This is a genomic window from Gemmatimonadota bacterium, from assembly GCA_040388535.1.
Classification (GTDB): Bacteria; Gemmatimonadota; Gemmatimonadetes; order Gemmatimonadales; family GWC2-71-9; genus Palsa-1233.
In genome coordinates this window covers 143,427-169,327 of record JAZKBR010000008.1, presented here as the reverse complement: position 1 = coordinate 169,327, position 25,901 = coordinate 143,427, and the positions used below count along the sequence as shown (strand labels likewise).

Here is a 25,901-nt window from a genome sequence, read left to right as displayed (position 1 = left end):
GGCGCGAAAGATACGCCCCCGGAGCACTACGGCTTGAGCGCGTTCAGTCCCTGCAGCTTGCCCTGACTCATCAGCTTCTCGATATCGGCCACCGTGCGTGGTGCGCCCTTGGTGAGATTCTCCGAACCGGTCGCCGTGACCAGCACCACGTCCTCGATCCGGACGCCGAGATTCTCCTCGGGGAGATAGATGCCGGGCTCGATGGTGAAGGTCATCCCGGCCTTGAGCGGCTGGTTTCCGCCACCGACATCGTGAACATCGAGCCCCACCGTGTGCGACAGGAAATGGATGAAGTACGCGTCGCAGGTCTTGGTGCCGCAGAGGGTGCCCGAGTGATCCTTCATGTACTTGGCGGCGATCTGGTGCAGTGCCACCATGTTCGTGCCAGGGCGTACCGAATCGATCGCCGCCTGCTGCGCGCCGAGGACGAGTTCGTAGATCGCCTTCTGGCGCGGCGTGAACTTGCCATCGACTGGAAAGGTGCGCGTCAGGTCGGCGGAGTAGTAGCCGAATTCGGCGGCCGCGTCGATGAGCACCAGGTCACCGGGTTTGGTCTGGCGGCGCGAGAGGTCGTAGTGCAGTGTCGTGGTATTCGGACCGGATCCGACGATCGACGGATACCCCACGCGCTCGGCGCCGCGACGACGGAAGGTGTACTCGACGATCGCCTCGATCTCGAACTCCCACATCCCGGGGCGCGCGTTGAGCATCGCGGCACGATGCGCCTCGGCCGAAATGTCGCCGGCGCGACGGAGGCGACGGATCTCGTCGTCGTCCTTGATCGATCGCAGCGGCGTGATGAGCCGACTGATCACCCGCGGGGCGAGCTTCGACAGCGAGAGGGCATTGGCGATGGAGTCCGAGACCGTGGTGAACTTGTCGGCCGGGAGCGCGGTCGGGCCGGCTCCATCCGGTGGGCCACCACCGGCGATGATCTGTTCCATCGACAGCCCGGTGAGACGAGCCGCGACCGTGTCGGCCGCGATCGTCGGTGCGAACCAGGCATTGCGTTGCTTGGGCGGCGCGGCGAGGTAGAGGAGCACGCGCCCCTGGCTGCTGCCGGAATCGGGCTGGATGAACACGAGCCGGCCGCCGGGACTCTCGATGCCGGTGAAGTAGAAGAAATTTGCTCGCTCCCGGTAGTCGCCGTCCTGCGGGTAGTCACCGAGATCGTTGCTCTTGGTCGTGCCGGCTTCGACGACGGCGATGCCCTTCGGCATTGCGGCGAGGAAGGCCGCACGACGGGCCTGGAGCGATGCGACGGGCACTGGCCCACCGGGAGAGCCTTCCTGCGCCCGCAGCGGCGCAGCGGTCGTTGAGGCGACAAGCGTGAGGAGGACGAGGGCGCGGTTCAAGGCAGCAGGCGACACGGCGATCTCCGGAGGCGGGCAAACGAAAACGGGTCGCCGATGCCTACGCATCAGCGACCCGTGGTGTTGCAAGTCCGGTGAGTCGGACTACTTCTCTTCCTTGAACGCCGCGTGACGGCGAAGCGTTGGATCATACTTGCGCAGTTCCATCCGCTCCGGGTGCTTCTTCGGGTTCTTGGTCGTCGTGTACATGTAGGAGCTCTCGGTGCTACGGAGCTTGACCTGCACGCGTCCCTTCTTCGCCATGGTGTCGTCTCCTCGCCCTTACCAGGACGCCTTGCGAACGCCGGGGATCTTTCCCTCGAGCGCCTGTTCACGGAACGAGATACGCGAGAGACCGAAGCGACGCACGTAGGCGCGAGCACGGCCGGTCATCTGGCAGCGATTGCGGACACGGACCGGCGATGCGTTGCGCGGAATCGCCTGCATCTTCCGGATCGCGTCATCCTTCTCGGACTGCGACACCGTCTCGCTGCGGATGATCTGCTTCAGCTTCAGCCGCTGGTCGTTGTACTTGGCAGCCAGCTTGATGCGCTTCAGGTTGCGCTGGACCGAACTCGTCTTGGCCATCTCGCTCGTTACTCCCGCGCGGTTTGCCGCGCACCGGACACTCTGTAGGCCGGCGGCAACGCCACCAGCCCGGCTTCCATTCAGCCGTCTAAAATGGGGTGGCTGCGTGCTTTAGGGAAGGGGGGCCCTTCCCCGACCTCAGCGGAGCAGCGTTCCGTTGGCCGCCTGATAGCGAACCACCCACTCATCGGCATCGCCAAGGCTCTGGACCTGGACGGCCGTCTGGGTCGGGTCGAGATCGGCCAGACCGAAGAAACGCCCGACGGCCCATACGGCACCGTCGTTGGAAACAGCTAACCCACTGGCAATAGAGAAGTTAGCATCTCCTGCGATGACCGAACCCACCGGGGCCACCCAGCGGAACTCCGCCGTCTGGCTGAGCGACAGGACGAAGCCGTCGGCCGCGCCCGATGTCCCTGAGGAGTTCAGCGCCTTGACCGCAGCACCCGGATCAAAGTCGACGCTCCCCTGGAACCAGCCGGCGAGGTAGAGATTTCCATCGGAACCGCGCGCAAATCCCTGGACCCCATCGCTGCCGCTGCCACCGATCCGTTGCGCGAGCCCTGACCAGACCCCTGACCCATCGTAGCGGACGAGAAAGATGTCGGAGAGCCCCTGCGAGGTGAGCAGCACCGTGCCGGGGCTCGGGTCGACGTCGGCGACGTCGGAGAAGAGACCGGTCACGAGAATGGTGCCGTTGGGGTCGGCGACGATTCCGCCGGTGCCGATGAGGTCGGTGCCGGTGCCGCCACCACGAATCGCCCACTGGAGGCCGAGGCCGGTCGCGAGGCGCGTGACGAAGTAGTCACTGACGCCGGCACTCACCAGGACGATCGGAGCGAGCGCCGATCCGAAGGTCGCCGACGCACGGAACTCACCACCGACGATCAGGTCGCCGTCGGCGGTACGTACGATGGCGGATCCCGCATCGTCATCGATGCCGCCGAACTGCACCGCCTGCTGGAAGGCCCCTGCAGCGCTGTAGCGAGCGACAAAGACATCACTGCCGCCGCGCGAGACCAGCTCGGTAGCGCCACCGCCAGCATCGAAGTCGACGGTGCCGCGGAAGAGGCCGGTGACGACGATATCGCCATTCGGTTCGACTACCACGTTGCGTGCTTCGTCATCGAGCGTGCCACCGATGCCGAGCGCCCATTCGCAGACGCCGGCAGGGCTGATGCGGGCGATGAATGCGTCGCGTCCGCCGGCATTCGGAATCACCTTGCCGCTGCAGAGCGCACCGCCGCTCTGGTATCCCACGACATACGAAGTGCCGTTGGGCATCACCTTGACATCGTAGGGAATGTCGGCGCCGACGCCGCCGAAGGAGAGCACCCAGGCCAGCGTACCATCGGTCCAGTATTTCGCGATCGCGATGTCGGTGCCGCCCTGCGAGATCTTCGAGACGTTGCCGCTGCCCGGATCGAAGTCCACTGTGTTCGAGAACGACGACGTCACGTAGGCACTGCCGCTCGGGTCGACGGCGACTGCCTTCGCGAAATCGGCGCCGAAGGAACCGAGCCGGAACGGCAGCAGCGGTGATGGCGGGCCAGGCGGTGGCGGCGGGATCACGCCGACCGGATCAGGCTCGAATGGTGCGCGGCAGCCCAGGAAGAAGACCACGGCTGCGATCGCGGTGGGCTTGAGAAGGCGGAGGTAGCGTGACATGGACATCCCTCAGAGTATCGGATCAGCCGCGCCGAACCAAGACTACAATCTGGTCGATCTCCCCTGCCCCGCGCTCGGGCAGGACCAGCGTCCAGCCATCGCCACTGGCCCGGAACGGTACCGCCGCACCACCGATCAGGAGGGTCGCCCCAATCACCTCGCCACCCACCGGCGGAATCGTGAGTTCGCGATCGCGCCAGTCGAGGACGTGCACGAAGACACGGTTCCCCTGTGTCGTGGTCACCCCCCAGGGCCGGGGCCCGATCGGGCCGGCGCGGGTGCCGTAGATGGCCTCGCCGTGCTGCTTGAGCCAGCCGCCGAGCTCGCGCATCCGGGCGGCGTGGTCGGGGTAGATACTGCCGATCGGCATCGGTCCCACGTTGAGCAGGAAGTTGGCGCCCACACCGGCCGCATTCACCACGTAGCGCACCAGCCGGTCGAGCGACTTGGTCGCCCGGTCGTTTAGCCGGAATCCCCACGACTCCGCCACCGTCTCGGCCGTCTCGTGCGGCAACGCGCTGATGTGGGTGGTGTTGAAGCCGGCAGAGTTGGCTCCCGGAAGATCCTTCTCGAACATCTGGAAATCTTCGCCAGGGAGCGGCGCCTGATGATGGTTGGAACCGATCAGTGTCGCCGGCTGCAAGCGGTGAATCAGGTCGTAGGTCTGCCGCAGCCGCCAATCGGCGTCGGGTCGGTCCCACATCCCGTCGAACCAGATGCCGGCAATCGGTCCGTAGTTGGTAAGCAGCTCGGTCAGCTGCGCATCCATGTAATCGAGATACTTGTTGAAGTCGCCTGACTCGGGGCGCCCCGCGCCGCGCCCGGTGCCGCCGCGCGGGAAATAGTCGGTGCTGTGCCAGTCGAGCTGCGAGTAATAGAGAAAGAGTGGCATCCCCGCACGCTGGCACGCCCCGCTCAACTCCTTCACGATGTCGCGCTTGAACGGCGTGCGGGCGATGATGTTCCAATCGCTCACCTTCGAGTTCCAGAGTGCGAAGCCGTCGTGATGCTTGGTGATCAGGGTGATGTAGCGCAGCCCCGATTCCTTCGCGAAGCGGACCCACGCATCAGCATCGAACTGCACCGGATTGAAGAGCGCGGGAAGGGTCTCGTATTCACGCACCGTGAGATGGCGATTCTCCATCACCCACTCGCCATCCTGCAGCACCATCGCCGGGCCCCAGTGGATGAACATGCCGAGCTTGAGATCCTGGAAGCGTTCGCGGGCGGCGAGGTTCGCGGCGGTGGGGGTGTAAGGCGCCTGAGCATCCAGCGATGGCGCGGCTGCAGCCATCAAGAGGCAGATGATCATGCCGGCGAGCTGGCGCAGATACGCTTGCGCGTTCCGGGCCTCGAAGGTGCCAGGGTGGTTGCGGGCGAAGCGGGCGAGTTCGGCCTTGAGCTGCTCCGTCTTTCCGCCGCGACGGTAGAGATCAATCAGCCCGTTTGACACCGACACATCCTGGCGCTTGCTGGTGCCCACGATGCGTGCCTCGAGAAACATTTCTTCTGATGCCGCGGAGTCATTCCCTTCCTTGCCCAGCACTTCGGCGAGGCGGATGCGCACATCGAGATCTTCAGGATGATGCGCGATGTAGCTGTGGAACGATTTGATGGACTCGTCGACGCGGCCCTGGATCAGCAGCGCTTCCTGCGCGGAGTATTCTGGCGCGCGCGGTTCGCCGCGACCAGCGAGCAGCGTGTGAATGAACGTGTGCGAGACCGAACCCGAGAACCATGCAATGAGGGATCCCGCAACATACGCGAACACGAACGCCGCCCCGATCGTGGGAATGACGGGCGCACCCGCGAAGATGATCGCCGCCGTTGCCATGAACAGGCCGGCGAAGAGGCTCCAGGCCATCGCCTGAAACTGGGCCGCACGATCGGCGACATCGCCCTTCTGCGGTCGCAGACCCAGCTGCGGGATCTTGATCAAGTCGAGGCTCGGCGGAAGGAAGGGGTGGCCAAACGAAAACGGCGACCCCGAAGGATCGCCGTCAAGACGCTGCAACAGAAGCTCCCGAGGAGGGACTTGAACCCCCGACCCGCTGATTAACAGTCAGCTGCTCTACCAACTGAGCTACTCGGGAATGACATACCGCCCGAACCTAACAAGCGGGCGTCAAAGTAGCGAAACGGAGGTGCCGGTACAAGATCAACTGGCTCAGGGAGGAGAGGAGGAGGGGAGGAGGGAGAGTGTCATCCTGAGCGGAGCAGCCCGCGGGGCTGCGAAGTCGAGGGAGCACCCTCTCAACGTTGAGACCAGCCCCCTCGCTTCGCTCAGGGAGACACCTTACCTCTCTCCTCCCTCCTCCCCCTCCCCCTCCTCGCTTCTCGTGTCACTCTGCACCAGCCATTCCGACAGCCACCGCCATTCTTGCCCGATTTCCGGACACCTTTCCGAAATCCATTACGCTGTGGTCACTTACAACGCCAAATGAGCAGTTACTCACATAACCATCTCGATTGCGAGTACTCACTCTTGCACCTGAGCACCTGAGTGCGCCATCATGGCCGGTTTTTGTCTGGCACGGTGCGTGCTAAGTCGTTGTGGAAATTAACGTTACAACGCTTTTGCCCCTTCCATTTTGGCCCTGCTTCACTACCTTCCGTCCATGTCATTGGCACCGTTGGTCGGGCATCAGGAGATCCGGGCGCAGCTCAATCGCGCAATCGCGGCCGGAACACTCCCTCAGGTGCTCCTGGTCACCGGTGCTCCAGGTATCGGCAAGCAAAGGTTGGCGCTCTGGCTGGCGCAGCGGCTGGTCTGCTCCGCACCGAGCCAGGGCGAACCCTGTGGCAAGTGCGCTGGCTGTCTCAAGGTGCTCGGGCTGGCCCACCCGGACGTCCATTGGTTTGTGCCGGTGCTTCGCCCCAAGGCGGGCGAGCCTGACAAGCAGGCCGAAGAGGTGGCGGAGTCGCTCGAAGCAGTCATGGCCGAGCGGCGGGCAGCTCCCCTCTGGGGGGCGCCCGATGGGATGGCCATCCATGGTATCGCGTCGGCAAGACTGGTGCAGCGTCAGGCGAGCCTCACGGCCGCCGAGGGTGGCTGGCGAGTCTTCCTGATCGGCCGGGCAGAGAAGCTGGTACCGCAGGAGTCGAGTCAGGAAGCCGCGAACGCATTGCTGAAGCTCCTCGAGGAGCCGCCGCCCCGTTCGCTCTTCGTCCTGACCACCGCCGAGCCGGGATTGGTGCTGCCAACGATCCGCTCGCGGGCCATACCGATCCGGCTGGCCCGGATCAGCGATGACGAAGTTCGCGGCTATCTGGCGGCCCAGAAGCCCGACCTGGCGACTGATGCGGTGGTTCGGAGTGCTCGTGGTTCGATCGGCGCCGCGCTCGGTGCGGCCGACACCACCCGCGAGAAGGCAGGCAGCGCGGCGCGGGAGTTCCTCTCGGCGGTAGGCAACGGAACGGTGGCAGCCACCGACCGGGCGCTCCGCCAGGGACCGTGGCAGGCCCGCGGCGATTTCACCGCGATGCTCGATGCGCTGGCCGAGGTGCTCGCGACAGAAGCACGCAGCGGGATGACCGGCGGACGCGGCGGCAGCATGGAACCGGCAGCCGCACTCGCCGCAGTCGAGAAAGTGCTGGTGACGCGTGAGCAGGCGCAGGGCAACGTGAATCCGCAGCTCCTGCTGGCCGTGCTGGCCGACGAGCTCGCTATGCTGGCGGCGGCATGAGCCTCACGCATCTGGATGCCGCTGGCCGGGCACGAATGGTCGATGTTGGGCCTAAGCCGGTGACGGCGCGGCGAGCGGTGGCCGAGGGTCGGGTGGTGATGTCGGCCGACGCATTTGCCTTGGTGCAGAGTGCCAGCGCCGAGAAGGGTGATGTGATTGCAGTGGCGGAGCTTGCAGGAGTGATGGGTGCCAAACGCACCAGCGACCTGATCCCGCTCTGTCATCCGGTGCCACTCGACCGGATCGGTGTGACGCTGGAACTGCACGATGAATGGCCGGGCGTCCGAGTGGTGGCAGAAGCCGCTGCCACTGCGAAGACCGGGATCGAGATGGAGGCCCTCGTGGCCGTGAGTGTGGCCTGTCTCACCGTCTACGACATGGTGAAGGCAGTCGACCGGGGAATGCGGATCGAAGGGATCCGCCTCCTCGAAAAGTCCGGCGGGCAGCGAGGCGACTGGCTGGCAACGGATTGGCTGGACCCGAATGCAACGGAGGCACGATGATCAAGAGAATCGCAGCGCAGGTCGCAGTGGTCGGTATCGGAGCCTTTGCCCTGTTCGGGCTGGGTGCGGTGTCGAGCGTGCTGACTCGGGCTGATAATCTGGTTGGACCCACAGTGGTAGCGGCAGAGGCACCGATTGAACCCACCTCGGCGTCCCTTGCCGAAATGCGGGGGCAGCTCAAGGCCACGCGGAAGGAGCTCGAGCGCGCGCATCAGATTCTCGACTTCTCTGGGCGGTATGGTATTCCGGCCGATCTCTCGGCGACGATTTACGACAACGCCGTGGCGGAAGGGATTCCCGCTGCTGTCGGCTTTCAGCTGGTGAAGATCGAGAGCGATTTCAAGAACACCGCGTCGAGCTATGCCGCGGCAATCGGCCTCACGCAGCTCCGGCTGCCGACCGCGCGAGCCTACGACTCACGGCTCAACGAGAGCGATCTGCGCAATCCGGATGTGAACCTGCAGATCGGCTTCCGTTACCTCAAGGATCTGCTCAAGCGCTTCGACAATAACGTCGCGCTGGCCCTTGAGGCGTACAACAAGGGACCGACCCTGGTCGCCGCACAACAGGAGCTCGGCACCCAGATCGAAGGGAAGTACTCCCGCGCCATTCTCAGCGGACTGCGCAAGCGGACCTGAGCCAGGAACCACGGCGAAACGTGAAGGCCCCCAGCATCCGCTGGGGGCCTTTGCGTTTCCTGCACAACCACCGCGTCAGGCCTTGGGAATCTTCAGCTTCTGCCCGGCGCGAACACCCTTGCTGCGGCCAATGCCGTTTGCCGATGCGAGCGTGGCCACAGAGACACCGTAGCGCGACGCAATGCCGGTGAGGGTCTCCCCTTTCCGAACCACATGCGTGCGGCTTGCGGTGGAGGTCGACGCGCGCGTGGAGACCTTGCTGCTCCCCTTGCTGCCGGGACGCTTGATGGCGGCCAGGCTCACCTTGCTCTTGATGGTTCGCCGGATCACGAGCCGCTGCCCCACGCGCACCTTGGCGCTCTTGCCCAGCCGATTGGCACTCCGCAACGAGGCCGCCGAGACGCGGTACTTCCGCGCGATGCTACCGACGGTCTCGCCGCGCTTCACAACGTGGGTGACACTCGTGGTGCGGCTGTTGCTGATCGGCTCCGGTTCGCGCAGCAGCGCGACCGGAATGCTGTTCGACACCGGGATGTAGAGCGTCGAACCTGAAGCGAGCCGCTTGCCGCGCGCCGAACGGTTGGCCGTACGAATCACCTCGCTGCTCACGCCGTACTTCTTCGCGAGCGTGGCCACGGTCTCGCCCGCGCGCACCGTGTGCGAGGCCACCGCGAGTCGTTCGGCGCTTGGCGTCGCGAGGTAAGCGGCAGCGATCTGTTTGGCCCTGCCGTTGGGCACCCGCACAGCGTAGCGCATCCCCGGTGGCGTCACGAGCCGCAACAGATGCGGGTTCAGGTCACGCATCGCATCGAGCGTGGTATCAGCAAGCCGCGCCATCAGGTCGAGCCCGGTGCCGCCATCGACCATCACGCTGTCGTGCGAGAACGGTGTCCCCTTTTCCGGATCGCGGAAGCCGAACTTGCCCGGCTCCTTCGCGATCAGCGCCGCAGCGATCAGCTTGGGGACGTAGTCGCGCGTCTCCTGGACGATGAGCCGGGTATCGGCGAGCGAGAAGAAGGCGTCGTCGCTGCTGAGATCGAGGGAGTCGTCGTTCTCCTCCATCGACGCATTCATCCGCGACAGCGACCGGCCAACCCGACCTGCCCCGGCGTTGTAGGCGGCAGCGGCGAGGTAGTGCGAGCCGAAGCGCGCAGTCAGGTCCTTGAGGTGGCGCGCTGCGGCGTCGGTCGCCTTGACCGGATCGCGACGCTCATCAACCCACGCATCGATCTTGAGACCATAGCCGCGCCCAGTCGCCGGCATGAACTGCCACATCCCCACCGCCGCGGCCTTGCTCACCGCAGAGGCCGAGAAGCCCGATTCGATGAGCGCGAGATAGACGAGGTCGCCGGGGAGCCCCTGTGCGACGAGCCGCTCGCGCGCGTACGACTCATAGCGCGGCATCCGGTCGAGCCAGATCTGGAAGCGGTCGTGGATCCGCGAGGCGAAGAAGTCGACGTAATACTGGACCCGCGGCTGATCGGCGTACGCCTGCACGTTGAGTTCGCGCGACGCGGCCGCATCGATCGGAATATCGGGGAGCCCTTCCTTGGGAGCCGCTGTCGCCAGATTGTCGAGCACCGCCTCATCGGCGGCCGAATCGCGGGCCAGCTTCAGATCAAAGGAGAGCGCGGCATCACTGGGCTTCGGGAACTGCGGCGGCGGCGGGAGCGTCGACCGGTCGGCGGCGTTCTCGGGCGCGGCGGCCGGTTTCGGGGCCTGCTCGGGCACTGCCGGACGCACGTCGACGTCGTTCCGCCCACAGGCGGCAGCGAGACAGAGCGACAGCGTCAGCAGGGCACGTCGCATCGATGGAGACTCCCGGGTCACGAGGATGGATCGCCAAAAGTAGGGCGGGGTCCGGCGGGCTACAACCTTCGTATCGGTCGCGGTCCCCACATCAAGTAGGACGCGTCGACAGCGGGTTCCGTTGCGTTACAGCGCGAGACGGGCCTGGAGTGCGGCCAGCAGCGTTTCATTGCTGATCGTGTCGGCCTCGGCGAAGAGCTGGGCTTTGGAAGGAGAGCGAATCGGGAGCGCGACCCAGAGCCGCTTCGGCTCCGGCGCGCTGGTGCGAAAACCCGCCACCAGCGTCCAGTCATTCGACCCGGAGCAGCGTTCTGCTGCTACCGACACCGTCCAGGTGTGTTCGGCCGTCAGCAGAATCCGCCACGCCATCGCGTCGTCAGCCGTCCGCTCGGCGCACCAGCGCCTGGAACGCCGCCTGCAGCCGCGTGGTCACTGGCCCCGGGCGCGTGGTGCCGATCTCTCGACCATCGACCATCCTGATCGCGACGAGTTCACTCGCGGTACCGGTGAAGAATGCTTCGTCTGCAGTGTAGACATCGTAGCGATTGAGCGGCTCTTCATGCGCCGGAATGCCCAGCTCCACCGCGAGTTCCAGCACGGCATCGCGAGTGACGCCCTTGAGAATTCCAGCGGTTGGTGGCGGCGTCTTGAGCACACCCTTCTTGACGATGAAGATGTTCTGGCCCGAACCTTCCGCGACTTCGCCTTCGGACGAAAGCATGATCACTTCGTCGGCGCCGGCGTTGATCCCCTCGAGCTTCGCCATGATGTGCGCGAGATAATTGAGCGACTTCACTCGCGGCGACAATGCCTCGCGATGCGGGATCGGTGTGGATGCTGTTACCACGACAATCCCTGCGGCGAGTTTGTCGGCCGGGAACATCTTGATGGTGTCGACGATGATGATCACCGACGCCGTCGGGCACTTGCGTGGGTCGAGGCCGAGGTCACCGACACCGCGCGTAATCACGTGGCGAAGGTATGCGTCAGTCATCCCCGATTTCGCGACCGCATCCTCGGTCTGCGCCGCGAGCTCGTCGAGCGTCATCGGGATGGTGAGGGCGATCGCCTTGGCCGAATCGTAGAGCCGCTCGAGATGCTCGCGGAGGCGGAAGATCCTGCTGTCGTAGACCCGGATCCCCTCGAAGACACCGTCGCCGTAGAGGAGGCCGTGGTCGAAGACCGAGACCTTGGCCGTTTCGCGTGTGTAGTAGTGCCCGTCGATCCAGATGGTGGTCGGCAAGGAGGCCCACGGCGGGTGAGGGTAGGCGGGAGGGGGTTCCGCAGGGTGGTATCTTCTGAAAATGGGGGCGGTGGGACTCGAACCCACGACCTACCGGTTAAAAGCCGGAAGCTCTACCAGCTGAGCTACGCCCCCCTGCAGCCGGAGAATTATACCAGCATGGGCAAGATCGTTGTCATTGCCGGAACCGATTCGGCTGTGGGCAAGACCTACGTCACCTCGCGGCTGGCGGCCTACTGTCGCGCCCGCGGAATCGATGTCCGGGCCATCAAGCTGATCGAGACCGGAACCCAGGAAGAGCCGTCCGACCGCGAGGACGGGGTGGTGATCGCCCAGGCTGCCGGGCAGTCCTCCCCGACCGCTGCCCTCCGTCGCTATCGGGCGCCGGCGGCACCGGCGGAGGCGGCGGATCGCGAAGGGCGGCCGGTGGACATCGATGTGATGGTCAGCGAGACCCGGGCGATCGCTCGCGAAGCCGCGATCACCTTCGTCGAGGGGAATGGCGGGCTGCTCTCGCCGATTACCTGGAAGCGCACACTCGTGGATGTCGCCCGGGTGATGCGGGCGCCGGTGATCGTGGTCGCCGCCGATCGGCTCGGCACCCTCAACCACACCCTGCTCACGGTGAGCGCGCTCGAACTGGCGGGTGTGCATTGCCTCGGCGTCGTGATGAATCGGATACCAGGCGACGCGCATGACACCACCCAGGGAACCAACGTCGCCTCGCTCAAACAGGTGTCGCCCGCGCTGCGCGTAGTGGCAACGTCGGGCGACGGCTGGGAAGGCGAGGTGCTGGGACGGTAGCGGCTACTTCTTGTCCGCTGGCCGGAGGGTGTAGATCAGCCACTCGCCGAGCTTGCGATCGGGCTTTCCTTCGACGGCGTCGAGGTCTGGGACAGGGATCGCCGAGACAACGAGGACCTTGGCCTTCGGGAGCCGGCGGCGAACACGTTCTGCCGTGCCCTGACCGTAATCGGAATGGAAGGCGCCGTTGTAGTGAACCACCAGCGGCGCGCCGTTGTTACGAGCCCGCGCGATCGACTCCGCCATCGTCTCATCCTTCACACACTGCGCCTCGTAGATCAGCTGCCCCATCTTCGCCATCTCATCGGCCGTCGGCGCCGGGCCGGGATGATCCTTGAGCGTCGCGGCCACGCGGTCGGCGTACTTCCCCTTGGGGCACTGGAACTCTTCAGCGGCCCAGCGGCGCGAGGTATCGGGGAGCTGCTGGATGTAACCGATCCCCTTGTTGAACACCGAGGCCGCAATCTTCCGCGGCACATTACCGGCGATCACCTTCCAGCCGCGCGCCTTGGCGTATTCCACGAGCGGGCGATAGTCAGCCGCGTAGTTGGGCCACGGCCGGCTCGCCTTGAGGAATGCATCCTCGGGAATCTTCCCTTCGAGATAACTGTCGAGCACCGGCTGCACATCGCGTTCAAACATCTCGAGCGCGAGCACCACATCACTCCGCCTGCGACCGATCGCCTCGAGCAGCGCGAGCTCCATCCGGTGGGTGCCGCCGTCGTCGTGCTGTTCGCCAACAAAGACGACGTCGGCCTTCGAGGCTGCCGCAGCGAGCGTCTCCAGGTCGGCAAAGCGCTTCTTGTCGGCGAAGTAGACCCGGTGCGGCGTGTAGGCGGCCGGGATGGTATCGGCTGCTGGTGCCGAGGCGAGGGCGAGGATGAGGGTCAGCATGGGCGGAAAGTAACCGGACCAGGCCCGCCCTCAGAGGGCGAAGCTGCGCTGCAACCAATTTTGCCCCGCCTGCGTCTGATACATAGACTTGAACAGTATGGAGTGATATCCCGTATGGGCGACGCCGATACCCCGCTCCTCGCCGGCACCCTCGACCTGTTGATCCTGAAGACTCTCACGATGGGGGTCCTGCACGGCTATGGTCTGGCCCAGAACATCCACCGGTTATCACGGGAGGCGCTCCGGGTGGAAGAGGGCTCCCTCTATCCTGCGCTCCGGCGGATGGAGATCAAGGGATGGGTGGCTTCCGAGTCGAAGAAGTCACCAACGGGGCGCCAAGCGCGCTACTACAGGATGACCCCGGCGGGACGCAAGCAGCTCGCGACGGAGGAGGCTGCTTTTCTGCGCTCTGTTGCTGCCACGACGAGGGTACTTCGAGGCGCAGAAGGATGAATGCCCGGGAGCTCTTCGGCCGATGCCGAGCATGGTGGCATCGCGAACAACTCGACCGGGAACTCGCAGAGGAACTCGAGGAGCACATCGAGTTCCTGGCGCGAGACCTCGAGCATGCAGGGACTTCGCCAGACGAGGCTCTCGCGGTGGCGCGGCGACAGGTGGGGAACATCGGTCGGCACCGCGAAGCGAGTCGGGACGTGTGGGGTTTTCCGACAGTGGATGATGTTCTTCAGGACCTGCGTCAGGGAATGCGAGGGTTACGTCGTTCCCCGCTGTTCACCCTGACAATGGTGGGCACCATCGCGCTTGGTGTGGGAGCGGCAACAGCCATGTTCAGCGTGGTGAATGGGGTATTGCTCCGTCCACTGCCCTACCGGGACCCCGCACAGCTGGTGACGATCTACTCGGTGTTCCCAGGCTTCCGCGGGCAACCCACGACGGGGGAGCTCTGGAACGTGCTGCGGACGCCGTATCCTGACTACGTCCGCTACCGCGATGCCGCGCACTCCGTCACGTCGGTCGCCGGGTTCAACACCGGTACCGTCTCGGCCACCTTCGCCGAGGAGACCGTGGAACTGCGCCGGGCCCAGGGAACCGCCAATCTTCTGCAGACCCTTGGAGTGTCGGTTGCCCAGGGACGGTGGTTCCTGCCCGGCGAGGAAGGCCGAGGGTCCCCGCGGCTTGCGGTGCTTTCCCACCGCCTGTGGATGGGTCGCTTTGGCGGGAGCGCGATCATCGGCACCACGATCACCTTGAACGAGGCGCCCTTTGTCGTCATTGGTATTCTGCCGCCCTCATTCGGGATCCGTGGCCGGATCATCGGCACGGAGATGGACGTTGAACCAGACGTCTGGATTCCGATCGGGGCCGATGGCCGCGGCTTCGAGCCTGGAAACCACACCCTCGAAATCGTCGGGCGACTCCAGCCCGGAGTGACGATTGACGCGGCGTTCGCAGAAGCAGAGCCGTTGATACGTGGGGATGCGAGTCCAGCGAAGCGAACTGCACGCATGATTCCCCGAGTCGAGGCCGAAATCGGGGCCGTCCGTCAACCATTGCTGCTGTTGCTCGGCGCGGTGGCCGTCTTCCTCGCGATCGCCTGCGGAAATGTTGCGGCGCTTTTCCTCGCGGAATGCACCAGACGCAAGGCAGAATTGCGGACGCGGATCGCTTTGGGGGCTGGGCGTGCGCGGATGATCCGCCTCCTGCTGACCGAGAGCGGCATGCTCGCGCTGGCCGGCGCACTGATCGGTGCGGGTTTCGCCTGGTTCGCGACGAGAACCTTGTTGGCGGTGGCGCCAAGCGAACTGCCGCACGCCGACCAGGTTGCCGTCGATTTCCGGGTACTCGCGTTCACCGCAGCGATCGCCTCGCTAGTGGCCGCCGTGAGCGCCGTCGCCCCGGCGCTCCATTTCACCCGCAACGGCGAGCGACTGACTTCCGTGGGAAACCGCGTCGTGGCAGGCCGGTCGAGGGTCCAATCGGTCGCGATCGGTATTCAGGCTGCGGGGACGCTCGTCCTGCTCATCAGTGCTGGACTTCTCGGTCGGAGCTTCCTTCGCGAGGGGGAGGTAGACCCCGGCTTTGTGCCGGGCAATGCGCTGCTCGTCGGAGTGACGCTGCCCAGGTCGCAAACAGCCTCGCGAGCCGACACGAAACGATTGTACGATCTGCTCACCGAGGCGCTTGGCGACGTTCCCGCTGTGAGCACAGTGACGGCAATGTCCACTCCGCCGCTGTCGGGCAGGTCGAATGGACAGGCCGTCCGAACCCTGCCAATTGAGGACCCCACCCTTCCGGCAACAAACGTCTCGAACGCTGCCGTGCTCGCGAACTATTTCGAGACGATGGGCATCCCGGTGCTTGCCGGTCGCCCGTTCTCGTCGACTGACACCGCAGGGGCTCCGCTCGTCGCCATCGTGAGCGAGGCGATGGCCCGCCGTTTCTGGGGTGTGACCACCGCGGTCGGTCGGCAGTTCAAGCATCCGAACGGGATCGCCACCGTGGTCGGTGTCGTCGGCGATGTGCGCAGCAAGGCGCTGCACCTCCCCGCGGAGCCCCAGTTCTATCTCCCTGCCAGCCAAGCCCCCGGCGCACTCACCTTCATCCTGCGCACCCGGGGTGATCCGATGTTGCTCGGCGATCCCGCGCGCCGGGCGGTCTGGCGCACGGTCGGCGGCGCGACCATTTCGCAGGTGACTTCCACGGCAGCGCTGATGGAGCGGGCGCTGGCACCGAGTCGATACCGAGCGGTGCTGGCAGCACTCTTCGGTGCGCTGGCGATCGCCCTGACGCTGGTCGGGGTTGCGGGATTGGCCGCGCGCACCGTCTCGATACGAATGCGCGAGTTGTGCCTGCGGATGGCGCTCGGCGCAACCCGATCACGCGCGGTAGTACTGGCAATCGGGCCGGCGATGCTGGCAGTAGTCATCGGGGCCGGAATCGGGCTGCTGGTGGCGTCGACGACGTCGCGACTTCTCAGCAACTACCTGTATGAGGTGACCCCAACAGATGCGCTGACCTACGCCGCCGTCACTGGCGGGTGCGTGGCGGCATGTTTCATCGCCGGTGTGATCGCGGCGAAACCACTGTACCGGACAAGCGTCGCCGCGATCCTCCGGGAGGAATGATCGCGGCACTTCTGGGCTCTCCTCGAGCTACTGAATCCCGAACAACGCCGACCTGGCCTCCCCCACTCGCTGCCCGCCGACGGTGAGCGTGAGCTCAAGCGGATATACACCCTTCTCCAGATTCGGCATCCTGAGTTCGCGGTAGTTCCCGTTGACACCAGCCTTCAGGGTGCTCGGGAAGCGGATCGCGATGAGCTGCTTGTCAAACGGCCCGTCGGCATCGACGCCGGAGTAGAACCTGGCCGTCACCGCAGCATCGCTCCGGGTCCGCGCGCTTCGCACCTGGTAGTAGAGCGTCGCGGCTTCGTTCTTCCTGAAGGTGCGGAGTGGCGCGATCATCACCGGCAACGAATCACCCTTCCACTCGACACCACTGCCAGCCTGGCCTAGAATCGGATCCGAGACTTCGAGGTCACCTGTGCCGAGGGGCGTAAGGTCGTCGCGGAAGAGTCCGCCTCGGCGGGTGCGTCCCTGAGTGACGATCACGCTCACGGTTTGGCGCGACGATGCGGGCATCACCATCGAGCCCATCAGTAGCGCGTCGTTTTCAAAGCTGGCGTTGCGTTGCATCGTGACAGTGGAGTCCCATTCGGTGCCGCCAACCAGCCCCCAGCGACGGAACTCCAGCGTAACAGTTGTGTCCACGGCAACATCCCGTGCGGGAACGGCCCACGCAACAAGGGCAAGCGGCGATGATGTCGCAGGATTCCAGAGGGATGCAATCGAGGCGGAGACACCGATGTAGGTGTTCGAAAGCGGCGCCCTTCGCGGGACGCACGGGGGCCAATACGGCACATCAAGAGTGATACAGCCGCGGAAAGCCCCACCGGCGTAGCTCGTGTATCGAAAGTGGAGCAACACGTTCCTGGCAAAGAGTCCTGCTGCTTGAACCGTCCGGTTGAAAAGTTGTGAGGGATCCTTGTCGAACTCCAGGATCGGCATCGGGAGTGTATCGGGCCCGAGTCGGTTCACTTCCGCCTGAATCCAACCGGGCAGTTCTGAGGCTGGCTGCGACCTGAAGCGCAGGCGGGCTGACTCATTGAGCCGCCATTTCGGTCGGTAGGAACGCGACCAGCGCATCGAGGGATTCAGGAGCCCGTTGTTCGAGCAAGCCAGGCATTCGTTGACATCGAAGGATGGCTCGAGGTGCCAGCCCAGCTCTGCTCGATCACCTGGCGAGCTCGCGGCTGCTGCAGCCGACAGGAACGTCGGGATACCGAGCAGCGTGTCCGCATACCAGAGCGCGATTGCACTCAAACGGAGCAGATGCCATGTTGAGTCAGCTCCGCGATCCAGCGCGCGCAACGAACAGTCGCGCGCCATTGGCACATCGCCGACCCTCAGTAGCATCGAGGTACACGCTCGCATCACTGCCGGGTTGCTGTTCCCGCTTCGCACCGCGAAGTACAGCGCGGCCGCAGCATCGGCGGGTTCAATCTCCTTGAGTGGCCCTCGTCCCTGATTCTTCCCCTCCACGGAGGCGGTGATCTGCCTCCCCGACCCCCGAAGGGTAAGATCGGCGAGAAGTTCGAGGCTTACGGTATCCAGCGGAGCAGCGTCGAGTGCTCGACGGGTGGCTGCGCTCGTCGCGTTGTACCACGAGGAGCCAAGCGGCAGACCCGATGCGTTACCGCCTGTCATCTTCCCGATCTGCAGTGAGCGCACACACGCCAGTTCCCTGAGCAGCGCGATGTCAGGTGCCGGGGAAGTGCGAAGGCGTGCGACCAGCTGATCCTGACGCCGTCGCAGGTCGCCGCCCGCATACCCGCGACACGTCTCCGCGATTCGCGGCGCCATCATTTCGGCGCGATCACGCTGGGGGAACACGAAGAATGAATCCGGGCGCTGACCGCTCATTTGGGGGGTGACCACCAAGGACACGGCCACCACGATCCGGGGCCCGACACCGACACATACTCCGACAGGACTCGGCATGGCTCGTGCCTCCCAAGGCCGGACCTCCACCCCCACCCCCACCTCCACAATGTTCTCCACTCCTGGCGCATCGGTCCGACGCGGCAATCGACACCCTGCTATCGCGGACCAACTCGGAACTGCACGATGCTCTCAACGCCGCTGTCCGACGTTTCGACAGCCCACATCCTGCCTTGGGCAACGGCGACGACTCTGAGTGCTTTTGAAAGCGTAAGCGTGCCAATCTCTCTCCCGCCAGAGTCAATCACGAGCCATGAGATCCCTTCACCTCCAGTGCGCCCAGCCCAAATGGTTCCATCTCGTCCGATAAACAGCGAGGACAAGGCCGGATAAAATGTCGGCTTTGAGAGTCGCCCCCTGATCTCGGAAGCGATATCGGGTGGAACACGCGAAGGATCGGTGAGCTTCGAGACAGCGGCCTCAAAGAGCTTGGCCGGCAGGAGCTCGGTTGCCATCCGATGCCGCCTCGTAGACAAGGTGTCACCGCGTGGACCCAGCACCCGAAGGGTGAAGCTCGCGCTCGATCGAGCCTGATCGGCTTTGTCCACTTCCGCCACAGCCACCAGCCCTCCATCCGGAGAATACGCAACCCGGGCGTTGCTGCAGAATGGCACTGAAGTCTTGCGACCGCGAATGTCGACGTAACAGTCGTAAGGTGGGAAATCGGCGAGGAGTTTGAATGCTGTTCCGTCAACGTTCGTGACGAACAAGACGCCATGATACGAGTCAGGCTCGGCGCCAGAAGCAATCCCTAAGGCCACCATTGAATCGCCGCTCAAGAGCCGGAACGGACTGATACCTGATGCCTGCGGCGGTCCTGCGGAGTGTCTGGTGTCGACAGAAACCGGGATGCGAAACGTTCGAACAAACTTTCGGGCGGGATCGAAAAGCGCAGCTCGCTTCAATACTCCATCAAAAACCCATATCGAATCGGAACGCCATCCCAGCCACAAAATCTGCCTGAACTCGCCTGGACCGGCACCCGTGCGCCCGAATCTTCCGGCTTCCTTGCCTTGGGGAGTAAGGATCAGCACCTCATGATCCTGTGGAAGGGCGACCGCAACCGTCCCATCCTTACCGACGGTAACGGCGGATACCGCGCTGAGGTCCGCTGAGTCTCCGTCAACTCGCCACTCGAGGCGAACATGGAGCGACCTCGCGGCCTGCGCCGATGCAGACACAACCAGGCCAGTGAAGAGGAGAACGCCGGCGAAGAGGGCGCGCGCCAAGGGAGAGACCATCGGGAAAGCTCCAGGGGGAGAGTCTCGAATCGTTGCTGAAATACCCTACGAAATCCGGCAGCTGTCAAGCGCGTTCTAGTGGGTCACTCGATAGACGTTGCCGTCGACCAATTCCTGCGTCGGCTCCAGCGTGGCCCGCTCGCGCAATGAATCGACCGACCACAACACATCCCAGCTCTCCTCCCTGAACCAGACCAGGCACGCAGATTTCTCAGATGGCCACTTGGCCGGCAACGGAGTTACCAGCGTCGACCCGTGCTCTGACCTCAGCGGCGACAGGTCCGCCGCCGCTCCAGTGAGAATGGTGATCGCATCGGGCTCGTTGCTGTAGATGTGACAACTCTGCGGATGCATGCGCAGGTAGGCAACGGTAGCACTCTCACGCCAGCCACGATCGCCAAAGCCGCTGCCACCATCGGCGAGGTAGTCTGCTACGGCCTGATACGACGCGTGGAACGGCAACACGAGCGACACCAGCACTGCGGCAGGGACGACCCGGTGCGACCAGCGCCCGCGCAGTAACTGCATCAGCATTTCCGCGGCGGCGACCACGAGGAGCACGAGCGGCACCACCATCGGCGACCAGAGCCGATCGTCGAGTGTATCAAGACTCGTGAAAGTCGCGGTCATCAGCAGGAAGGCACCGTAGCCCAGCACCACAAGCCAGACCGGGAGCCAGCGCCACCACGCCGCTGCGAGCCAGGCATTTCCGCCGCGACGCCAGTTCCAACACAGCACGAGCGCCGCCAGCACGAGCAGTACGACCGCCGGGCTGGCGCTCCCCTGGTCATTCGGCACCAGCCAGTTGCCGAACACCACGAGCGTACGCTGGAGATTGTCCGCGAGCGAGATCTCTCCGGGTGCGCGATCGCCGGTGAGTGTTCCGCCGATACTGCGGTTGCGGAGCATCCAGAGCGCGAGCGGTCCGCCCGACACGATGGCAAAGAGCCCAGCATCGCGCAAGCGTCCGCTCACCGCGCGTTGCTTGGCGAGCAGAATCGTGGCCATGCCCGCACCGATGAGCGCAAGGCCAGCGTATCGCGTGAGTGTGGCGAGCGCCACCACCAACGCCCAGGCGAGAAGATTTCGTGTGCCCGGCGCACGACGCCAGCGCAGCGTCAGCACCAGTGTGGCGGCGAGCAACGTGATGAAGAGGGGTTCCGACCATGCCATCAGCGTCACGATCGTGAGCGGCACCGATACCGCCACGGCAGCAGCACCCACCAATGCGAGCGGCAGTGAATCGATGAGTGCAAAGGAGAGGATGCCGGTGAGCCCCACAGTCGCGCCAAAGAGCAGCACGTTGAGCGCCGGTGCCACAGTGAGCGGATCGGTGTCGAAGAGTGCGCCACCGGCGGCGAGCATGAGGGGGTAGAGCGGTGGCTGATTGACGAGGAGCGAGCCATCGGCGAAGCGGAGTCCGTGGCCGGCGACGAGCTGTCGCGCCACGCTGATGTAGCCCACCGAATCGGGGGAGAGGCCGGCGCCGAATTGCCGGAGCGACCAGCCGAGCAGCGTCATCCCCAGCAATGCCAGGAGAATGAGCGCGAGCCGGCGACTCACACGAACAACGACCGTTGCGCTGTGGCGGTCTCGCAGAACTGGACGCGATGGTGCGGCGTGAGGCCGAGGGTGCGCAGCGCGGCAATGTGGGAGGCGGAGCCGTAGCCGACGTTGCTCTCCCAGCCGTAGCCCGGGCGACGGCGCGCGAGCGAGCACATCAGGCGATCGCGTGCGACCTTGGCGAGCAGCGCGGCGGCGGCGATGGCGTGACAGTTGGCGTCGCCCTTCACCAGCGACTGATGCGGCTGGCCCAGCTCAGGAACCGCGAGCCCGTCGACCATCAGCCGGAACGGCGCCTCGGCCGGCAAGCGGCGCTGACAGCGCAGCACCGCGCGCTGCATCGCCAGCGCCGTGGCTCGGCGGATGTTGTGGGTCGCGATCTCGCGCACGCTCGCGGCACCGAGTCCCCACGCCAGCGCTTCCTGCACAATCGCCTGGGCCAGCGCTTCACGCTCTGCCGGTCGCTTCACCGCCTTGGAGTCGCGGACGCCATCGATGCCGGAGTGATCGATCGGGAAGCAGCACGCCGCCGCCACGACCGGCCCGGCCAGCGGCCCACGGCCCACCTCATCAATGCCGATGAGGAGGAAGCCTGACGACCAGGCTATGCGTTCGTGGGCGAGGAGGGGCATGCAGGAATAGTAAGGCGGGCCCGGAGCATTTGCGCTCCCGCAGAACGGGCCGTAACCTCTCTAGTCTCAAGTCTCTAGTCTCTAGTCTCGGAGTTCAACATGACGCCGTTGCTCTCGCTCTGGCTCCCCATCCTCCTCTCGGCCGTGTTCATCTTCATCGCGAGCTCGGTGATCCACATGTTCATGCCGTGGCACAAGAGCGACTACGCCGGCGTCCCCGACGAAGCGCGCGTTCGCGCCGCCGTCGGACCACTCAATATTCCTCCCGGTGACTACCTGGTGCCGAAGCCCGGTGACATGAAGGAGATGGGGACGCCGGAGTACAAGGCGAAGCACAACGAAGGGCCGGTGCTGCTGATGACCGTGATGCCGAACGGAATGCGCCCGATGGGGCCGATCTTCATCAACTGGTTCATCTACCTGATCATCATCGCGATCGCTGCGGCCTGCATGACCGGTGCCCTGCTGGCGCCCGGTGCCGATCACCGGCGGGTCTTCCATTTCACCGGCGCGATCACCTTCATCGCCTACGGAATGGCGCTGCCGCAGGCGTCGATCTGGTACTACAAGAAGTGGTCGACGACCTTCAAGGGACTCTTCGATTCGCTGATCTATGGCGTGATCACAGGGCTGACCTTTGCGTGGATGTGGCCGCAGTAACGGGATGATGGATGATGGATGATGGATGATCGGGATTCGCAAGCGCTGAGTCGTGGGTGCCTCGTAGCGGCCTTTACAGCCGTCGCACGCCTCGGCCGGCGCCGCTAGCGCGATGGCGGGCGGCTGTAACAGACGCGGAGAGGCAGCCCACGAGCAGCGCGGGCGAATCCGGGGGGGGGACGGAAGGATCTGCGCCGCGCGAGGCGCGGCGCGAGCAAGCTCCCAGGAGAGCAGGCATCAGTGCCGCGCAAGCGCGGCACCCACATAGGAGCAACAGCCTACTAAAAGGGCCCCTCTGACGAGGAGCCCTTTCGTGCTTCGATGCGCAGTTGCGCGCTTACCGATCGCGCTTTTCCTTGATGCGCGCCGCCTTGCCGGAGAGGTTCCGGAGGTAGTAGAGCTTGGCGCGACGTACGCGGCCACGACGCACCACCTCGATGGTGGAGTACATCGGGGAGTGCAGCGGGAAGACGCGCTCGACGCCGACGCCGGCCGACACCTTGCGGACGGTGAACGTCTCGCCCATGCCGCCGCCACGACGCGCAATCACCACGCCCTCGAACGCCTGGAGGCGCTCCTTGTCGCCTTCACGAACGCGCACGAACACCTTCACGGTGTCGCCCGAGTCGAACTTCGGCATGTCAGTGCGCATCCCTTCGCGCGATACGATATCCAGCAGTTCCATTCCCATCGTCAGACTCCTCCGCGTTCGTCGCGGGTTGTGCGTCAGGACTTCGCGCCTCCATCGGGGCGCTCCGTGGCCATGAACGCGGCCCACAGGTCGGGCCGGCGTTCCTTCGTGAGCTTCTCTGCCTCCTGCTGCCGCCACGCGGCGATGGCTGCGTGATTTCCCGAGAGCAGGACCCCGGGCACCGGGACACCGCGAACATCGGCGGGCCTGGTGTAACTGGGCGGACTGAGCAGCCCATCGTAATGCGAATCGGAACTCGCCGATTCATGATCGCCGATCGCGCCGGGGAGGAGCCGCACCACCGCGTCGATGACGCAGAGGGCCGCAGGTTCTCCGCCCGACAGGACGAAATCGCCGATCGATACTTCTTCGGCGCCAAGGATGTCGATCACCCGCTGATCGATGTCCTTGTAGTGGCCGCAGAGGATCGTGAGTTCCGACCCGAGTGACCACCGCACCGCGTCGTCGTGAGAGAACTTCCGTCCTCGCGCCGACATCACCACCACTGGCCCCGTGGGGCCGATACTCTCCACCGCCTCGAGGAAGGGCTCCGCCTTCAGCACCATCCCCGCACCGCCGCCGAACGCCGTGTCGTCCACGGTCTGGTGCTTGTCGTGGGTGAACTCACGCAACTGCACCAGCCGGTAGTGGGACAAGCCGGCCTTCGCTGCCCGCCCCGGAATGCTCGCCGCCAGGAAGGGCGACATCGCCTCGGGAAAGAGCGTGACGACGTTGATCGTCAGCACCGCAACCTCAGTCCATCAGGCCGGGCGGCACATTCACCACCAGGCGTCGCCCTTCACGATCCGTCTGCTTCACGTACTCGCTGCGGAACGGAAGCATGAACTCCCGCTTCGGTCCCTGCACTTCGATCGTCGGGCCCTGCGGCAGGTCGTACACCGCACTCACCAGACCCAGCGCCTCATCGGCCTCGTCGCGAACCGCGTAGCCCACCAGCTCCTGGAGGTAGACCTCACCGTCCTCGAGCGGCTTGAGCTCCTCGCGGCGTACTGCCAGGAAGCGTCCCCGGTAGTCGTCGACGTTGATGCGCTCGTTGTGGCCGGCGAACTTCACCAGACACTCGCGGTGATAGACCCGCGATTGCGTCACGCTCACTTCGCCAACGACTTCACCGCGCAGATCGAGGAGGAAGAGCGTTCGACCCGTCACGAAGACCCCTTCGGGGTCATCGGTGAGCGGGAAGATCGACACTTCGCCCTTCAGCCCGTGCGGTTTACGCACCCGGCCGACGACGATCGGGGGCGCCGCCGCATCCGTCATCCGGATTAGAGGCCGGCTTTCTTCAGCAGCGCAGCGACGGTCTCGGTCGGGGTCGCACCCTTGGCAATCCAGGCGCGCGCCTTGTCGAGATCGACGGTGAACAGGTTCTTCTCTTCCTTCGGGCGATACGACCCGATGGTCTCGATGAACCGGCCGTCGCGCGGTGCTTCCTTGTCGGCGATGACGATACGATACATCGGCAGCTTCTTGCGCCCTTCCCGGCGCAGGCGGATCCGAACGGCCATTCTGGTGCTCTCCTGAGCGATTCTAGCGCGGAGGGAACGAACGTCCACCGAACGGCAACTTCGCCCCCGGCTTCCCCGCGACCTTCATGAACTTCTGCATCTGCTTGAACTGCGCCAGCAACTGATTCACTTCCGCCACGGTCCGACCGGACCCCTTGGCGACCCGCAAACGACGCGACCCGTTCATCAACTCCGGATCACTCCGCTCCTTCTTCGTCATCGAGAGCACGATCGCCTCGATGTGCTTGATCCGCTTCTCGTCCATGTTCGCGCCCTTGAGCATCGCCGGATTCACTCCCGGCAACATTCCGAGCACGTTCTTGAGCGGACCGAGCTTCTGCATCTGCCGCATCGCGGTGAGGAAGTCCTCGAGATCGAGGCCCTTCTTCGACGTCGCCTTCCGCGCGAGTTCCTTCGCTTCGGCCTCATCGACGTTGGCCTGCGCCTTCTCGACCAGCGAGAGGACGTCGCCCTGCTGGAGGATCCGCCCCGCCATCCGATCGGGATGGAACGGCTCCAGCGCGTCGAGCTGTTCACCGACACCGACAAACTTGATCGGTGCCTTCGTCACGCCGAAGATCGACAGCGCCGCGCCACCGCGGGCATCGCCATCCATCTTGGTGAGCACCACGCCGCTGATCCCCAGCGCATCGTGGAAGCCCTTCGCGATCCGGACCGCGTCCTGACCGGTCATGCCGTCGGCAACGAGGAGGATCTCGTGGGGCTTGATCGCCTGCTTCAGCCGCACCAGTTCCTGCATCAACTCGTCGTCGATCTGCGAGCGACCGGCGGTGTCGACAATCACCGTCCGGGCCCGCGCCTTCCCTGCCGCCTCGATGCCGCGCTTCACGATGCCAACGACATCCGTGACGCCGGGCTCACCGTGGAAGCCGACCTGCACCTGCTCACTCAGCGTGCGAAGCTGATCGACCGCTGCCGGGCGATAGACATCCGCCGCGATCAGGAACGGTGCCTTCTGCTCCGCCTTCAACCGCTTCGCGAGCTTGCCCGCAGTGGTCGTCTTGCCTGACCCCTGCAAGCCAACCATCAGGATGATCGTGGGTGGAACCGACACGAACGCCAGCGGTGCCTGCTTCTCACCCAGCAGCACCACCAACTCATCGTAGACGATCTTCACCAGCTGCTGCCCCGGGCGAACCGCCTTGAGCAGATCCTGTCCTACCGCCTGCGCCTGCACGCGTTCGAGGAACTCGCGCGTCAGGTCGAACGAGACGTCAGCTTCCAGGAGAATGCGCCGGATCTCCCGAAGCCCCTCCCGAACTGCCTCCTCCGTAAGCACCCCCCGGCCCGTGAGGCGCCGAAGGGTATCGGATAGCTTGGAGGAGAGCTCGTCGAACATAGCCCTCAAAGGTAAGCCAGGG

At 64.9% G+C, this 25,901-nt stretch carries 25 protein-coding genes and 2 tRNA genes; 7 read left to right on the top strand and 20 right to left on the bottom strand.

Translation table 11 applies throughout. From position 1 onward, the window contains the following. Window positions 1-26: 26 nt before the first annotated feature. The 6 genes from V4558_15640 to V4558_15615 all read right to left on the bottom strand — a co-directional run bounded on the left by V4558_15640 (window position 27) and on the right by V4558_15615 (window position 5,701). Entirely contained in the window at window positions 27-1,370 is a 1,344-nt protein-coding gene (locus tag V4558_15640) for an aminopeptidase P family protein (protein MES2306934.1), read from the bottom strand. An 87-nt stretch (window positions 1,371-1,457) separates the two neighbouring features. Further along, entirely contained in the window at window positions 1,458-1,616 is a 159-nt protein-coding gene (rpmG, locus tag V4558_15635; GenBank protein ID MES2306933.1) for a 50S ribosomal protein L33, read from the bottom strand. Window positions 1,617-1,634: 18 nt separating this feature from the next. Then, window positions 1,635-1,940, bottom strand: a complete 306-nt coding sequence (gene rpsN, locus V4558_15630) for a 30S ribosomal protein S14 (protein ID MES2306932.1) — start codon at window positions 1,938-1,940, stop codon at window positions 1,635-1,637. A gap of 138 nt (window positions 1,941-2,078) precedes the next feature. Beyond that, window positions 2,079-3,608, bottom strand: coding sequence for a hypothetical protein (locus V4558_15625; protein MES2306931.1), 1,530 nt, complete (start codon window positions 3,606-3,608; stop codon window positions 2,079-2,081). A 22-nt stretch (window positions 3,609-3,630) separates the two neighbouring features. Then, window positions 3,631-5,622: an alpha-L-fucosidase gene (locus V4558_15620; GenBank protein MES2306930.1), complete on the bottom strand. Its 1,992-nt coding sequence runs from the start codon at window positions 5,620-5,622 to the stop codon at window positions 3,631-3,633. Window positions 5,623-5,628: 6 nt separating this feature from the next. Next, window positions 5,629-5,701, bottom strand: a tRNA-Asn gene (locus V4558_15615). A gap of 525 nt (window positions 5,702-6,226) precedes the next feature. On the opposite strand from V4558_15615, the gene V4558_15610 reads away from it, so the two are divergent. Genes V4558_15610 through V4558_15600 form a run of 3 tightly spaced genes read left to right on the top strand, consistent with a single transcriptional unit; the run spans window position 6,227 to window position 8,435 of the window. Continuing rightward, a complete protein-coding gene (locus V4558_15610) occupies window positions 6,227-7,294 on the top strand; it encodes a hypothetical protein (GenBank protein ID MES2306929.1) in 1,068 nt (355 codons plus the stop codon). Further along, a complete protein-coding gene (gene moaC / locus V4558_15605) occupies window positions 7,291-7,797 on the top strand; it encodes a cyclic pyranopterin monophosphate synthase MoaC (GenBank protein ID MES2306928.1) in 507 nt (168 codons plus the stop codon). The genes V4558_15610 and moaC overlap by 4 nt, the downstream gene beginning before the upstream one ends. Then, on the top strand, window positions 7,794-8,435 hold the full coding sequence (locus V4558_15600) for a transglycosylase SLT domain-containing protein (protein ID MES2306927.1): 642 nt from the start codon (window positions 7,794-7,796) through the stop codon (window positions 8,433-8,435). Before moaC ends, V4558_15600 begins: the two co-directional genes overlap by 4 nt. Window positions 8,436-8,510: 75 nt before the next feature. On the opposite strand, the gene V4558_15595 is transcribed toward V4558_15600, so the two are convergent. The 4 genes from V4558_15595 to V4558_15580 all read right to left on the bottom strand — a co-directional run bounded on the left by V4558_15595 (window position 8,511) and on the right by V4558_15580 (window position 11,622). Next, window positions 8,511-10,244, bottom strand: a complete 1,734-nt coding sequence (locus V4558_15595; GenBank protein MES2306926.1) for a LysM peptidoglycan-binding domain-containing protein — start codon at window positions 10,242-10,244, stop codon at window positions 8,511-8,513. A gap of 126 nt (window positions 10,245-10,370) precedes the next feature. Then, window positions 10,371-10,613: a hypothetical protein gene (locus V4558_15590; GenBank protein ID MES2306925.1), complete on the bottom strand. Its 243-nt coding sequence runs from the start codon at window positions 10,611-10,613 to the stop codon at window positions 10,371-10,373. Window positions 10,614-10,620: 7 nt separating this feature from the next. After that, window positions 10,621-11,487: a branched-chain-amino-acid transaminase gene (ilvE, locus tag V4558_15585; GenBank protein MES2306924.1), complete on the bottom strand. Its 867-nt coding sequence runs from the start codon at window positions 11,485-11,487 to the stop codon at window positions 10,621-10,623. A 62-nt stretch (window positions 11,488-11,549) separates the two neighbouring features. Next, a tRNA-Lys gene (locus V4558_15580) sits at window positions 11,550-11,622 on the bottom strand. A gap of 24 nt (window positions 11,623-11,646) precedes the next feature. On the opposite strand from V4558_15580, the gene bioD reads away from it, so the two are divergent. Further along, the gene (bioD, locus tag V4558_15575) at window positions 11,647-12,291 is read left to right on the top strand and encodes a dethiobiotin synthase (protein MES2306923.1); all 645 of its coding nucleotides are present in this window, start codon (window positions 11,647-11,649) and stop codon (window positions 12,289-12,291) included. Window positions 12,292-12,294: 3 nt separating this feature from the next. Here bioD and V4558_15570 read toward each other — a convergent pair whose 3' ends face one another. Next, a complete protein-coding gene (locus V4558_15570; protein ID MES2306922.1) occupies window positions 12,295-13,185 on the bottom strand; it encodes a ChaN family lipoprotein in 891 nt (296 codons plus the stop codon). A 114-nt stretch (window positions 13,186-13,299) separates the two neighbouring features. Between V4558_15570 and V4558_15565 the strand changes: the two genes are divergently transcribed. Further along, the gene (locus tag V4558_15565) at window positions 13,300-13,638 is read left to right on the top strand and encodes a PadR family transcriptional regulator (GenBank protein MES2306921.1); all 339 of its coding nucleotides are present in this window, start codon (window positions 13,300-13,302) and stop codon (window positions 13,636-13,638) included. Continuing rightward, the gene (locus V4558_15560; GenBank protein ID MES2306920.1) at window positions 13,635-16,271 is read left to right on the top strand and encodes an ABC transporter permease; all 2,637 of its coding nucleotides are present in this window, start codon (window positions 13,635-13,637) and stop codon (window positions 16,269-16,271) included. The genes V4558_15565 and V4558_15560 overlap by 4 nt, the downstream gene beginning before the upstream one ends. Window positions 16,272-16,298: 27 nt before the next feature. Here the strand turns inward: V4558_15560 and V4558_15555 are convergent, their stop codons facing one another. From V4558_15555 to V4558_15540, 4 genes are all read right to left on the bottom strand, one after another. Continuing rightward, entirely contained in the window at window positions 16,299-18,128 is a 1,830-nt protein-coding gene (locus V4558_15555) for a hypothetical protein (protein ID MES2306919.1), read from the bottom strand. Between the two features lie 176 nt (window positions 18,129-18,304). Continuing rightward, window positions 18,305-19,447: a hypothetical protein gene (locus tag V4558_15550; protein ID MES2306918.1), complete on the bottom strand. Its 1,143-nt coding sequence runs from the start codon at window positions 19,445-19,447 to the stop codon at window positions 18,305-18,307. Window positions 19,448-19,522: 75 nt separating this feature from the next. Next, a complete protein-coding gene (locus V4558_15545) occupies window positions 19,523-21,010 on the bottom strand; it encodes a hypothetical protein (protein MES2306917.1) in 1,488 nt (495 codons plus the stop codon). Further along, window positions 21,007-21,642, bottom strand: coding sequence for a ribonuclease HII (locus tag V4558_15540; GenBank protein ID MES2306916.1), 636 nt, complete (start codon window positions 21,640-21,642; stop codon window positions 21,007-21,009). The genes V4558_15545 and V4558_15540 overlap by 4 nt, the downstream gene beginning before the upstream one ends. Window positions 21,643-21,741: 99 nt before the next feature. Here V4558_15540 and V4558_15535 point away from each other — a divergent pair, with 99 nt between their 5' ends. Next, window positions 21,742-22,302, top strand: a complete 561-nt coding sequence (locus V4558_15535; GenBank protein MES2306915.1) for a hypothetical protein — start codon at window positions 21,742-21,744, stop codon at window positions 22,300-22,302. A 337-nt stretch (window positions 22,303-22,639) separates the two neighbouring features. Here V4558_15535 and rplS read toward each other — a convergent pair whose 3' ends face one another. From rplS to ffh, 5 genes are read right to left on the bottom strand one after another with little or no spacing between them, the layout of a single operon-like run. Then, window positions 22,640-22,987 carry a 50S ribosomal protein L19 gene (rplS, locus tag V4558_15530; GenBank protein ID MES2306914.1) on the bottom strand — a complete coding sequence of 116 codons (348 nt, stop codon included), beginning with the start codon at window positions 22,985-22,987 and terminating at the stop codon, window positions 22,640-22,642. Window positions 22,988-23,028: 41 nt separating this feature from the next. Beyond that, window positions 23,029-23,739, bottom strand: coding sequence for a tRNA (guanosine(37)-N1)-methyltransferase TrmD (gene trmD, locus V4558_15525; GenBank protein ID MES2306913.1), 711 nt, complete (start codon window positions 23,737-23,739; stop codon window positions 23,029-23,031). A 7-nt stretch (window positions 23,740-23,746) separates the two neighbouring features. Continuing rightward, a complete protein-coding gene (gene rimM / locus V4558_15520; protein ID MES2306912.1) occupies window positions 23,747-24,274 on the bottom strand; it encodes a ribosome maturation factor RimM in 528 nt (175 codons plus the stop codon). A gap of 5 nt (window positions 24,275-24,279) precedes the next feature. Then, on the bottom strand, window positions 24,280-24,519 hold the full coding sequence (rpsP, locus tag V4558_15515) for a 30S ribosomal protein S16 (GenBank protein ID MES2306911.1): 240 nt from the start codon (window positions 24,517-24,519) through the stop codon (window positions 24,280-24,282). Window positions 24,520-24,541: 22 nt separating this feature from the next. After that, on the bottom strand, window positions 24,542-25,879 hold the full coding sequence (ffh, locus tag V4558_15510; GenBank protein MES2306910.1) for a signal recognition particle protein: 1,338 nt from the start codon (window positions 25,877-25,879) through the stop codon (window positions 24,542-24,544). Between the last annotated feature and the right edge of the window lie 22 nt (window positions 25,880-25,901).

Coding starts and splice junctions, on each gene's coding strand:
- rpmG (MES2306933.1), bottom strand. CDS start 1,616: ATGGCGAAGAAGGGACGCGTGCAGGTCAAGCTCCGTAGCACCGAGAGC.
- rpsN (MES2306932.1), bottom strand. CDS start 1,940: ATGGCCAAGACGAGTTCGGTCCAGCGCAACCTGAAGCGCATCAAGCTG.
- V4558_15625 (MES2306931.1), bottom strand. CDS start 3,608: ATGTCACGCTACCTCCGCCTTCTCAAGCCCACCGCGATCGCAGCCGTG.
- V4558_15610 (MES2306929.1), top strand. CDS start 6,227: ATGTCATTGGCACCGTTGGTCGGGCATCAGGAGATCCGGGCGCAGCTC.
- moaC (MES2306928.1), top strand. CDS start 7,291: ATGAGCCTCACGCATCTGGATGCCGCTGGCCGGGCACGAATGGTCGAT.
- V4558_15600 (MES2306927.1), top strand. CDS start 7,794: ATGATCAAGAGAATCGCAGCGCAGGTCGCAGTGGTCGGTATCGGAGCC.
- V4558_15595 (MES2306926.1), bottom strand. CDS start 10,244: ATGCGACGTGCCCTGCTGACGCTGTCGCTCTGTCTCGCTGCCGCCTGT.
- V4558_15590 (MES2306925.1), bottom strand. CDS start 10,613: ATGGCGTGGCGGATTCTGCTGACGGCCGAACACACCTGGACGGTGTCG.
- bioD (MES2306923.1), top strand. CDS start 11,647: ATGGGCAAGATCGTTGTCATTGCCGGAACCGATTCGGCTGTGGGCAAG.
- V4558_15570 (MES2306922.1), bottom strand. CDS start 13,185: ATGCTGACCCTCATCCTCGCCCTCGCCTCGGCACCAGCAGCCGATACC.
- V4558_15565 (MES2306921.1), top strand. CDS start 13,300: ATGGGCGACGCCGATACCCCGCTCCTCGCCGGCACCCTCGACCTGTTG.
- V4558_15560 (MES2306920.1), top strand. CDS start 13,635: ATGAATGCCCGGGAGCTCTTCGGCCGATGCCGAGCATGGTGGCATCGC.
- V4558_15555 (MES2306919.1), bottom strand. CDS start 18,128: ATGAGCGGTCAGCGCCCGGATTCATTCTTCGTGTTCCCCCAGCGTGAT.
- V4558_15550 (MES2306918.1), bottom strand. CDS start 19,447: ATGGTCTCTCCCTTGGCGCGCGCCCTCTTCGCCGGCGTTCTCCTCTTC.
- V4558_15540 (MES2306916.1), bottom strand. CDS start 21,642: ATGCCCCTCCTCGCCCACGAACGCATAGCCTGGTCGTCAGGCTTCCTC.
- V4558_15535 (MES2306915.1), top strand. CDS start 21,742: ATGACGCCGTTGCTCTCGCTCTGGCTCCCCATCCTCCTCTCGGCCGTG.
- rplS (MES2306914.1), bottom strand. CDS start 22,987: ATGGAACTGCTGGATATCGTATCGCGCGAAGGGATGCGCACTGACATG.
- rimM (MES2306912.1), bottom strand. CDS start 24,274: ATGACGGATGCGGCGGCGCCCCCGATCGTCGTCGGCCGGGTGCGTAAA.
- rpsP (MES2306911.1), bottom strand. CDS start 24,519: ATGGCCGTTCGGATCCGCCTGCGCCGGGAAGGGCGCAAGAAGCTGCCG.
- ffh (MES2306910.1), bottom strand. CDS start 25,879: ATGTTCGACGAGCTCTCCTCCAAGCTATCCGATACCCTTCGGCGCCTC.